Origin of the sequence: Loktanella atrilutea (assembly GCF_900128995.1) — a bacterium.
In the GTDB taxonomy this organism is placed as follows: Bacteria; Pseudomonadota; Alphaproteobacteria; order Rhodobacterales; family Rhodobacteraceae; genus Loktanella; species Loktanella atrilutea.
This window is the reverse complement of the sequence record NZ_FQUE01000003.1, coordinates 182,775-194,259: the sequence shown is the minus strand read 5'-3', so window position 1 is coordinate 194,259 and position 11,485 is coordinate 182,775. Positions and strand designations below refer to the sequence as shown.

General features: G+C 63.6%; 8 protein-coding genes. 1 reads left to right on the top strand and 7 read right to left on the bottom strand.

The features are described from left to right. Window positions 1-90 precede the first annotated feature (90 nt). Window positions 91-1,011 carry a hypothetical protein gene (locus BUA54_RS08725; protein WP_072856856.1) on the top strand — a complete coding sequence of 307 codons (921 nt, stop codon included), beginning with the start codon at window positions 91-93 and terminating at the stop codon, window positions 1,009-1,011. Between the two features lie 56 nt (window positions 1,012-1,067). Here BUA54_RS08725 and trxA read toward each other — a convergent pair whose 3' ends face one another. From trxA to BUA54_RS08690, 7 genes are read right to left on the bottom strand one after another with little or no spacing between them, the layout of a single operon-like run. Continuing rightward, window positions 1,068-1,388: a thioredoxin gene (gene trxA, locus BUA54_RS08720; RefSeq protein ID WP_072856855.1), complete on the bottom strand. Its 321-nt coding sequence runs from the start codon at window positions 1,386-1,388 to the stop codon at window positions 1,068-1,070. Window positions 1,389-1,426: 38 nt separating this feature from the next. Beyond that, complete coding sequence (gene addA, locus BUA54_RS08715) at window positions 1,427-4,813, bottom strand: double-strand break repair helicase AddA (protein WP_072856854.1); 3,387 nt, start codon at window positions 4,811-4,813, stop codon at window positions 1,427-1,429. Beyond that, window positions 4,810-7,743 (bottom strand): double-strand break repair protein AddB, encoded by a 2,934-nt coding sequence (addB, locus tag BUA54_RS08710; protein ID WP_072856853.1) that lies wholly within the window; start codon window positions 7,741-7,743, stop codon window positions 4,810-4,812. The genes addA and addB overlap by 4 nt, the downstream gene beginning before the upstream one ends. Then, the gene (locus tag BUA54_RS08705; protein ID WP_072856852.1) at window positions 7,736-8,419 is read right to left on the bottom strand and encodes a nucleotidyltransferase family protein; all 684 of its coding nucleotides are present in this window, start codon (window positions 8,417-8,419) and stop codon (window positions 7,736-7,738) included. Before BUA54_RS08705 ends, addB begins: the two co-directional genes overlap by 8 nt. Then, window positions 8,416-9,366 (bottom strand): aminoglycoside phosphotransferase family protein, encoded by a 951-nt coding sequence (locus BUA54_RS08700; protein WP_072856851.1) that lies wholly within the window; start codon window positions 9,364-9,366, stop codon window positions 8,416-8,418. Before BUA54_RS08700 ends, BUA54_RS08705 begins: the two co-directional genes overlap by 4 nt. After that, a complete protein-coding gene (gene tsaE, locus BUA54_RS08695) occupies window positions 9,359-9,823 on the bottom strand; it encodes a tRNA (adenosine(37)-N6)-threonylcarbamoyltransferase complex ATPase subunit type 1 TsaE (protein WP_072856850.1) in 465 nt (154 codons plus the stop codon). Before tsaE ends, BUA54_RS08700 begins: the two co-directional genes overlap by 8 nt. Window positions 9,824-9,863: 40 nt before the next feature. Beyond that, the gene (locus BUA54_RS08690) at window positions 9,864-11,471 is read right to left on the bottom strand and encodes a PAS-domain containing protein (protein ID WP_084114257.1); all 1,608 of its coding nucleotides are present in this window, start codon (window positions 11,469-11,471) and stop codon (window positions 9,864-9,866) included. Window positions 11,472-11,485 lie beyond the last annotated feature (14 nt).

Below are 11,485 nucleotides of genomic sequence, written 5' to 3'. Positions count from 1 at the left end.
TGTATTTTGCTACCCGGTATATGGACGCCACCGCCGCGGGCGACAAGGTCGGGCCTTGAACGCATCCAGCCGTAACCCTACCGTCCGGCCATGGGCCGATCCGGTGACGTCACATTTTATCTGGACACTGGACTGCTGGACAGCGCCCGGGAAGGACGTCACAATTTTATTGCGCTGGTCGCCAAGACGGTCTGTGATGCAGGACTTCGGGTTTTCTATACTGAGAATACCGATGCAGCGCGCCGTGCTTCCGCGGATCGGCCGGGTTTTGCGCTCTATCATATGGACGCCCCCAGCCATCCGCGCGCCCTCACCATGCGTCGGTCCTACTTCTATCCCTTCTGGCAAATCGAAGCCTCGGCGCGACGTTGGGAATGGGACGTCGCTTTGGCACCATTTGATCCAGACACGGTCGACCGCGACGCTGCCAGACACTTTGTTGCATCCTGGCGCAAGAGATTGTTTCCGCAGGCCCGGCACGAGGCTGTGGCTGATGGTCCAATCTACATTCCGCTTCAGGGCCTGATCCGTAAGCACCGGTCCTTCCAGTCGTGTAGTCCGGTCGAGATGATATCACGCACCGCAACCTTGTTTCCGCATAACGACGTGATCGCGACGCTGCATCCGAAAGAGCGCTACGACGACCGCGACCGTGCCGCGCTCGCCGAAATCGAGACCCGTCATGGCAACGTCAGCATCGGCACGCAGGACATGGTGACGTGCCTGAACGCCTGCCAACTTGTGGTGACGCAAAACTCTTCGGTCGCGCTTGCGGGCTATTTCTTCCGCAAGCCGGCCGTCCTTTTTGCCCAGATCGATTTTCACCACATTGCCGGCAACGTCCCGCGCGACGGTGTCGAAGCAGCCTTCGCCAACTGGCGTGAGACATCGGAATTCGAAACCTACCTTTGGTGGTTCCTGCAGCGCATGTCGATCAACGCAGGACGCCCGGCACAGGAGGTCACGACAAGGATCGCGTATGCCCTGCGCCGACATGGCTGGCCGGTCTGATACGACGAAGGGCGCCCCGTCGGGACGCCCTTTGCTAGTCGATCAGCCAGTTAGGCTTAGATCGCGCCTTCGATCCATCCCTTCAGCGATGCCTTCGGCGCAGCGCCTGCCTTGTTCGACACGACTTCGCCATTCTTGAAGACGAAGAGCGCCGGGATGCCGCGCACGCCCATCTGGGCAGGAGAATTGGGATTGTCGTCGACGTTGACCTTGACGATTTTCACCTTGCCTTTCAGCTCTTCGCTGATCTCCTCCAGCGCCGGGCCGATCTGCTTGCACGGACCGCACCATTCGGCCCAGAAATCGACGACAACGGGAATGTCGGACTGGCGCACTTCTGTGTCGAAGGTGGCGTCGGTGACGGCGGTGGTAGCCATGGGGCTTCTCCAATCGGATTGTGTGTCAGGGCTGGAACCTATGAACGCGCCCCTCGAACGTCAAGGACGCTGCGCGCCAGCGCCGCGGCCGTCAGGGCAGGGGGCAGATTCATCAGGATCGCTGGCCGGGTCCAGAGGATCGCAGTCTCGATCCGGCGGCCGGGATAGATTTGCCCCAGCGCCGCAGCGTAGGCCCCCATCTGCCGCAACAAACCGTCCGGCACGTCCTCGACCCTGTCAGGCGTATTGCGATTGGTTTTGAAATCCACCGCCGTCACGGTGTCAGGCGTCACGATCAGCCGATCGATGGTCCCGTGCATTCGGCCCAGTTCCGGCAGGTCGGCAGTGATACCGACTTCTGCCAGCGTGTCAGGGGCATAGAGAGTTGCCAGATGCGGCGCGTCGATCAACGACAATACCGCGTCGATCAGGTCGTCGGTGGGCACGGTTTCGGCATCCGGCGTGGCCTCGACAAGGCGCGCGCCGACACGTCGCCGATCTGCCGGGGGCAGGGCGGGGAGATGTTCCAACAACAAATGGATCAGACTGCCGCGAATGAGCGATGCAGCGTCACCATCTTCGCCCTCGCCCGCAATGGTCTTGTCGCCGCCAAGGTTTGACGGTTGGACAGTGACCGTGCGCACCGCTTCCGGCAGCGGTGCCAGTGTCTCGGCCGGTCCGGCGGCGACCGTCCGCAGCGGCGGTGGCTGCAACGCGCCGCCGTGCCAGTTCCCATGCTCAACCCGTTGCACCACCAGATAGCCGGCCAGCGCCTCTGTGCCGGCCGACTGACTGACGCCTTCGGCCACTAGATCGTGCCACGCGGTCCCGGACTTGCCCGTCTCGCCAGCTGCGCCGACGATCAGCCAGCTTTCCGCGCGCGTCATCGCGACGTAAAGCAGCCGCAGCCTTTCGCGCGCCTGAGCGGCGGCGATAGAATCATGGTGGACCGCCATGGCTGGCGGCATGTCAGCCTTCAAGGTCTTCCAAAGCGGTGCATTCCCCGTCAAAATCTGCGACTTCACCTCGTTCTTGCGCTCGGCGGTGTCGGGCAGGATGACGATGGGCGCTTCCAGCCCCTTGGCGCCATGAACCGTCATCACGCGGATCTGGTCGCCCTGCGCGTCGATCTGCCGTTTCACCGTCAGATCGTCCGTATCCATCCAGGTCAAAAAGCCGGTCAGGCTGGGTGTATTGTCGGCCTCGTAGGCGAGTGCCTGCGCCAGCAGGGCATCGATCCCGTCCTCCGCCTCTGCCCCAAGCCGTGCCACCAGCGCTTGCCGACCACCATGACGCACCAGCAGTCGCGCGATCAGATCATAGGGGCGCAGGAAATCCGCCTGTTCCAGCATATCGTACAGAATGTCGGTCGTCCTATCAGCATCCGCTTGCCGGCGCAGAGCTTCCCACAAGTAGCTTTTCTCGGGTCGCCTGTGCGCCAACGTGAAAAGCTGCTGTTCCGACCACCCGAAAAGTGGAGAGCGCAACGCCGCCGCAAGCGAAAGGTCATCCTCCGGAAGTGCCAAGAATCGCAGGAGCGCCGCGATATCCTTCACCGCCAATTCTCCACCCACCCGCAGCACATCCGCACCGGCGATGGGCAGACCCGCTTGCTTGCAGGCGCGGATCAGCTCCGGGAACAGCAGGTTCTGCCGACTTTGCACAAGGATCAGCACGTCACCCGCGTGCACCGGCCGGCGGCCATATCTATCGCCGACCTTCACGGGCAGTGTTTCCTCCCGGATCATCCGCTTGATCTGGCGCGCCACACGGTCCGCCATCTGCACGAGGTGATGGTCCGCACTGACCTCGTCCACCGGTTTCAGCCAGTCGTCGTCAGGATCGTCGGTGGCCTTTTCGGGGCTTATGACGGGCCACAGATCGACCCGCCCGGGCATGTCGGCGTTGAAGGCGATGTGCTGAGACACGTCTCCAAGACCCTCCGCGCGCTCCCGGACAAAGGTATTGTCCACGACCCGCAGCACTGCCAGCGAAGAGCGGAAGGAATGTGCCAGCGTCCGTGTCTGCAGTGGATCCTCGATCTGGCGCAGAGCATTGTCGAAATAGTCGCGCATCCGGTCGAACTCCGCCGGGTCGGCGCCTTGGAAGGAATAGATCGACTGCTTCTTGTCACCGACAACGAAGACCGTCCTTCGGGTATCGCGCGCACCCTCGCCGCTGACGAACTCGCGTGTCAGGTGCTGTACGACCGCCCATTGCGCGGGAGAGGTATCCTGCGCCTCGTCCACCAACAGGTGGTCGATTCCGCCGTCGAGGCGGAACAGCACCCAAGCTGCAACTGACTTGTCCGTCAGCAGCTGCCGCGCCTTGCCGATCAAGTCGTCGAAGTCGAGCACGCCCAGCGCCGTCTTTTTTGCTTCGTAATCGCGTACGAAGACATGGGCGAACCGGTGCAACGCCACGCTGCGGTCAAAAGCCATCAGCGCCAACCGCTCGCCGCGCAGGGCCGCGACTGTTTCCATCAAGCCTGCCAGTGCATCGGTCAGGTCAGGGTGGGCGGTGCGGACGGCCTTTGTCGGAAAACTGTCGTATTTCGGGCTGAATGGCTCGTTCACCTTAGAGCTTTCCCCGAAGAGTAAGACGTTTTCAAGGATCGCCAGATCGCCGGCGCCGGGGGCCGTCAGGTTCACCCCGATCAGCTTGTCCGCCGCCTTGTTGTCGTTAGAGCCGCCGGTCCGGCAGGCGCGGATCAGGTCACGGATGATCTCGGTCGTATCGGCATCAAAAACCTCTGACAATAGGGCGTCCATCGTGCGCCCTGATGGAATGTCGAGCATCTCACGCAGCGCCGCCGTATCGGCGGGCCGGGCAAAGTCATTGCTGCGCCCGGCCACTTCGCGCACCAGCTTGTCCAACTCTCCTCCGCCGAAGTAACGCAACACGTCGGCCAGCAGCCCAGCTTGCGATCCCGCTGCGATCCGGTCGAGCACCTCGGCGCGCATCAGGGCAGCCGTCCGGTCCTCTATTTCTCTGAAATTCGGGCTTACCCCCGCCTCGAGCGGGAAACGCCGCAGGATGCCGGCGCAGAACGAGTGGATCGTCTGGATCTTCAGCCCGCCCGGCGTCTCGATCGCGCGGGCGAACAGGCGGCGGGCGGCAGACAGCTTTTCAGGCGCGATGACCCCCTCCACCCCCAGCTCGGCCAGTTCCTGACGCAGCGATCCGTCGTCCTGCATCGCCCAGGCGCCCAGCCGCTTAAACAGCCGGTTCTGCATCTCGGCCGCGGCCGCCTTGGTGTAGGTCAGGCATAGCACGTTCTGCGGTGACACGCCTTCCAGCAGAAGCCGCGCCACGCGATCGGTCAACACCCGCGTCTTGCCTGATCCCGCATTGGCGGACAGCCACGTCGACAACGTCGGATCGGCCGCGGCGACCTGATTGCGGGTGGCGTCGTCGCGGATCATTCCAGTATCTCACGCCGCGCGGGGTCGGCGTCCGTCCATTCGCCGTAGCGCGACAGGTGGTCATAAAAGCTGTCATAGGTCGTCGTTGCCGGTGCCCGGCGCGCGACATAGCCCCAGTCCGGCTGGCTCGTCATCGTCAGGAATGTCGTCAGCTCTGACCAGACGCGGGCGGGGGGATGGTCATCCAGCGGGGCTGGAACGGTCTTCATCCCGGCGTTGAAACCAATAAACGCCGCCCCCGCGACTGGCCGTGCACCGACCGCGGCAAAGCCGCCGCGCTCAACCATCGCGGCCTCCAGCAGCAGCTGCTTGTCGAATTTTGCCTGCTGTTTGGTCGTGGGAATGGCGCCGGTCTTGTAATCGTAGATCAAAGTCCGGCCGTCCGAAGTCTCGTCCATCCGGTCCGCCTTGCAGGTCAGTCGCATGTCAGGGCCGGGCACGGCGATGTCGCCCCAAGCTTCGAGCGCCAGCATTCGCCCGGCCTGCTGCCGCAATGCCTCGTCCGCCAGAAATCCGGGGGCGAGGCTTTCAAGCTGCGTCATCCACTGCAGGCGCACCGTGGGCCAGGGACAATGCTCGGCCAAGACTGTGTCCGCGACAACCAGGAACTGAGTCATGGCAGCCGGGTCGGCGGCATCCGGGCGCAGGGCAATGAACTTTTCCAGAATCTTGTGAAATACGGTCCCCTTCATCGGGGCATCTGCATCCGCCGTCACCGGATCAAGGGCCCGCAGCCGCAACACCTTTTGCGCGTAGATCGCATAGGGGTCGCGGTAGAGCGTCTTGATCTGCGTCACGGAAATGTCGCGCGGTCGGGCCGCCGCGGGCGGGCAGGGGGCAGGTCGCGGTGCCCGCGACACTGCTGCCACGGGCGCAGAGATCGCGGCGGCGCGCGCGACCCATTCCGCCCCCCGCGCGCGCATCGCAGCCAGCGCCTGAGGTCCGTTCTGATCCGGCAGGCCCTGCATCAGATTGATCAATCGGTTCACCCAGCGCGACGGGACCGTTTCCGCGTCGGCACTGCGGCGGGATCGCGTTATCATCACGGCGGGCGCGCAGGCGGCCTGCTGGTAGTCATGCGCCGACAATCCGATCTGCCGTTCCGGCAACAGCAGCCCGGCCTGCTGGCGCAGCGTACGGTTCAGCCACGGATCGGGCTTTGGCGTGCCGGGCCAGACGCCGTCGTTCAACCCGCCAAGGATCACGAGGTCCGCACCGCCCACCCGCGCCTCCAGCGTGCCCCAGATCAGGATGCGCGGATCGGTCGCCTCGGCGTTGCGGACCTGCTCTTGCGCCAAAAGCGCCGTGAACAGGGACGCATAATCACGCAAGTCCATGTCACCGCCTGCATCCGCGTCTCGGGCCAATGCATCACAGACACCTTTCGCCGCACGACCAGGTGCCTGCAGGAACAACTCGCCACTCGTGGCGCCAGTCGGTCCGGCGGCAAGGGCCGCGGTCGCTGCCATGTGTCTGTCCAGATGTGTGGCGATCGGCAAGGTGCCGTCGTGACACAGCAGCGCAACGACACGTCCCACCCAAGTGGCCCAACCGGTCAGCTCGGCGGTGGGCGCTTCGCGTTCGGCGACCCATGCGGCGACGGTGCCCGTGCCGATGAACGGAGGCCCCCGGCGGCGCAGGTTCAGTTCCAACTCTCGCGTCCACAGCAGGTGCTGGTTGCGCCGGTCGCTGCCCGTATGGGTAAGTGGGTGTTTGAGAAGCACAAGAAGCGTCTCTGCCGTCACCGGCTGGCCCAGGGCGCGCACCACATGTGTCAGCAGGCGCCCCGGAGCTGACAGGGCCAGCGGCAGGCCTGCACTGTCGTCCGGCCTGATCTGCCAGCGGTCCAATGCAGCGGCGACCTGCCGCGTCAGCATCCGGTCGGGACTGATCAACGCGGCCGTCTGTCCCGCAACGGCTGCCTGCCGCAGCCGAAGGGCGATCGTTTCCGCCTCGGCCCGCGGGCTATCGGTCTCGACCAGATCGACCAGATCGGTGGCCGCGCAAAGATCACCCAAAGTCGCACCCTCGCTGCGCCATTGATCGGTGACGGGGGCAGGCCGCAGGGATAAAGAGATCAAGCGGTTTCGCGCCGGGGCCGCGGCTTTTCTCGTGGTCCATGGCAAGACCTTGGAGGCTTGCAGATCTAGTGCACGCATCAAGTGCGCGAAGCGGTATTGCGGATGATCCTCCTGCGGCGGGTCGGCCTCCATGCTGTCCCAGACTGCCTGTGGCATGTCATGGTCGAAACCCGGGAGCACCAAAGCCCCTTGCGGCAATCGCGCGACGGCCTGCATCAGCAGACCGGTGGCTCCCCGCGACCCCGTCGACCCTGCGACGACCACCGGGCCCGCCGGTGGTTGCGTCTGCCAGCGCTCGATCAGAGCGGTCACGACCATGCGTTGCCGCGCAGCGACGTCTGGCGCGTCGCGTCCTGCCTCGAAATAGGGCTGCAGGATGGTCAGGAACCGCAACGAACGTTGCCAATGTCCCGATTGGTCGCTGACGTCCAGTTCGGCCAGCCGCGTCGGATCGACGCCCTCGCCGTGCATTTCGTCCATCAGCGCCGCGAGGCTGTCTGACAGGTCGTAAAGTGCGCTGCGCGGCGCAAGTTCGGGCGCCGCTTCCAGCAGACGATGCACCGCCCGCGACAGTTCAAGCCGCCGCCGCAAGGGCGACACCGGTGCGGCCAGCCCCGCCAATGTTCCTTCGAACGCAAGGTCCGTGACCGGCTGGATGCGGGGCAGCAAACGGGCCGGGCCCCTGTCGAATGCGGCTTGGATCTGCCGCATCATACGCGGCGCGTTGACGAAAACCCGGACAGCCGTCAGATCATCGCTACGAGCTGTCAGGCCATCGACGAACGCCGCTGCAAAGTCGGCGCCCGGCGGCAGACCATAAACGCGGGGTGTCGATGACGGTTTAAACATCGGCTGCGTGCAGCATGGCTTCGGCCACCGGGATGCTGTCGGGCCGTCCGACATCGCACCATTGACCGGAATAGGTCACGCCGCGCAGGCCGCCGGTCTCGGCCATGATGTTCCACAGCGCGTTGAGCGAGAACACCTTGTCGCCGATTTCCTTAAGCCGTTCGGTCCGGATGATCTGCGCGCCTGTATAAATCAGGTCCGGTGCCCGGTTCAGTCGACCATCGTCACCAAGGCTGAAATCGCCGCGCCCCGTATGACACTTGACCTGCGCGGGCGGAACCAGCAGCAAAAGCCCTTCCATCTCCGGCTGCCAGGCCTGCGCCAGAACCGCCAGCGGATTGGGACCTTTCCAGACCGCATCCGTATTCATCGTCATGACCGGACCGTCGCCCAGCAAGGGCAGCGCATGCCGTAGGCCCCCGCCGGTTTCCAGTACGGGGTCTTCGGCAGAGATCGCGACGTCGCGTCCCTTCAGATGAAGTCTCACCATGTCGCCCAGATAATTCACGTTCACGACCCTCCGGCTGATGCAGGGCAGGTTCGTCTGATCCAACGCGTGGTCCAGCAGGGTGCGGTCATCCACCACAATCAGCGGTTTAGGTCGGTCGTCACTCAGCGGCGCCATCCGGGTACCGCGGCCGGCGGCGAACAGCATGACGGGAAACCGCTCTGTCATGGGCGGTCCTCGGGTGCTGGCAAAGTGGTCAGCACGACCTCGCGCATATCCGCCAGTGCGGGATGCGCCAGATCGCGCCGCAGGGTGTCCCATACCGCTGGAAGATAGCGTGCGTAGGACGTCTTGCCGCGCTCCGCCAGACGGGCGAAGACGCCGAGGATTCGCAGGTTGCGCTGGGCGCCCAAGGCAGCCAGTTGCGCCGACAGCACGACCGGATCGGCCCCGGTTGCCGCGGCAAACCGGGCAGTCTGCCGGCTCACCTGCCTGTCGGGCACCGCTCGGCGGATGTCACTGAGCAACGAAGCGAGGTCGTAGCCCCGCGGCGCGATGAAGGCATCCTGGAAGTCCAGCAAGCCTACCCGGTCGAGGCCACATCGGTCCGGCCGCCAGATCAGGTTCTCGGCGTGGTAGTCGCGCAGCGCGACCCTGTCCGCGATTGGCGCAAGGGTGGTCAGCGTCTCTCTGGTTATCGCGACCAATGGGGCCGGATCGCAGCGGCAATAGGCCTCGGCTACCACGGCCACCATTTCACCGCCGACCTGCGGGGTCATCTTCTTGAGGTTTTCAGGCGGTGTCATGCTGTCCAATGCCACAAGCACATCGACGGCAGCGTCATAAAGGTCGTCCTCTGCCATCTTGCCGGTGGCGACGGCAAGGGTTTCCGGACCCAGATCCTCGAGCAGCAGAAAGCCATCGACCTCGGCATGATGAAGGATCCGCGGTGCCGAAAGGCCCTGTGACAACAACCAGGCAGCAATTTGGACGAAAGGCGTTACCGTTTCACCGGTCGCAGGGTCGGCGTCCATCAAGATGGCCTGTTTGCCCTCTGCACCCGTCAGTCGCAGATAGCGGCGGGCCGATGCATCGCCAGCCAGTGCTGCCGCCGACCAGTCCTGCCAGCGGGTGCCGTAAAGGAAAGCGCGGATCTGCATATTCCTGTCAGTCATGCATGGCCTCCAGTCTTGCCTGCCATGTATCGGACCCGCAGAGGGTCAAATCGTGATGCCCTGTTCCCGCTTCAAAGCAGCAAATCAGCGCATCGGCAGGCAGGTCCGGTCCCAGCCGGTCGGGCCATTCGATCAGGCAGATCGCGGTGGCAAAGGCGTCTTCCAGACCAAGCTCGAAAATTTGCTGACTATCCGTCAGCCGGTAGAGATCGCAATGCCAGATCTCCACCCCATCGGCCTCGTAGGTCTGCACGAGCGTGAAAGTCGGTGAGGGAACGTCTTCCTGTGGTCTTCCCAGCCGGGCACGGATCAAGGCGCGGGCAAAGGTGGTCTTGCCCGCACCGATCGGCCCTTCCAGCAGGAGCGTGTCGCCGGGTCCAAGCCTTGCCGCGATCTGACCCGCAATAGCGGCCGTGGCGGCCTCGTCTTCGAGGCGTATGCAGGCGAACTGTGACATGTCGGCAGACTAGAAGAAGGGGGCTGCGCTGCAAGGCAAATCAACCCGTGGCGAGGCGCTCGCCCGAAGTCTTCAAGCGCGCACTCAGCGGCGCTGTCAAACGTTCCGTGCTGACGGTGAAGCGGATCATCGTCATGCCGCCACTGATCGCCATGATTTCGCAATTCATCCGGCGCCCGGTATGCAATACAAGCTGATCCCGCACCATTGCACGGTCATGCCGCAGGCGACCGAAATCCTCGATCTCTCGCCATAGCGTGGTTGAGGCTGCCCGGGATTTCCACATCCGCAATGCCCCGCGCAGGTCGTGGACCGTCATTTGCGGCTCGTCGTCGGACTGCCATAGCTGGTCGTAGGCCACATTGGTCATGGTCAGCGTATTGCTGGACGAAAACACCGCGATAGCGTCGGGAAGGGCGTCCAGAACGGCCTGACCGGACTCGATTTCCGTCCTGAAGCGACGGGTCAGAGATATCTCTGCACTGATGTCCTCGAACAGGAACGCGATGGCCCCGTCCGGATGCGGTCGTCCCGAGACGCGATAGGTCTGGCCATCGGGCATGTCCCAGTTTTCGGAATATGTGCCACTCTGCGCGGCAGCCTCCAGCGCGGCAAATTGTTCCCGCCATGTGGCGTAGTTCTTGGGTTCTGGCAATCTGCGCATTTCGCGCAGACGGTCCAGCACTCTTTCAATGCTGGGCCGCGTCGACATGAATGCAAAGGGCAGGCCCGTCATGTCCAGCAATGCCGGATTGAACATCGTCAGCTGCCGCTTCTTGTTGAAGATAGCCAGTCCCGTCGACAGTTGCGCAAAGGTCTTGCCGAGCGTCTGTTGAAAATCAAATTGCGCGCGTTCGGCCCGGATAGTCGCGTTTGCGTCGATCGCGTAATAAATCACCGAACCATCCTGCGGCACGGCGGTAATCTCGAACCAGTGCTCCGCCTTTTCACCGGGAAGCTGCAGGGCCTGACGCCCTTCGAAGGTGCGCGGATCGGTTGGCAGCGGCGGCTGGATTTCGGGAAAGAGTCTCTCTCCCGGCCAGACCTGCCCGCGTCGTTCGCCATCGGGCATCAGTCGGTCGGCATAGGACAGATAGGCCGCATTGGCCCAGGTCAGTTGGCCCTGACCATCCTCTCGCCAGATCAGCTGAGGCGTGTCGCGCATGATCAGCCGCAGCAGATTGAGTTCGTCCAACATGGATGCGCGTTCGATGTCGCTGCAGGTCCGTGACACGGACTGGACGCCACCGTCCTCCTCCAGCGTGATGCGGACAAGACCGTCCATCATTGCAAGAATCAACGACAGACCGGAATCGACAGCCGATTGGATCCTTATCCTGTCGCCGGGTCTAAGGTCTTGTAGTCGATCGCGCAGGTCCGGAAACTGCGGTTCGAGTACATGGAGAAGGGCGGCACGCTCGTTCCTGTCGTCGGCCGCGACGGCGATCAGTGCCGCTCCACTTGGAGACGCATCAATCAGCATATCGCCCTGAAACAAAAAGGCCGGTGCCGACACCTCGGGAAGTCGCTGCGCATTGCCGTTGGGCCTCGCTATCAGGAGCGATCGGACGGACTGAAATGCACAAAACAGTCCCACGGCCACAAGTCCCCCAGCGGCAGCAAGGCGTAAAACGTCCAGACTCAACATCACCGCGATTCTCC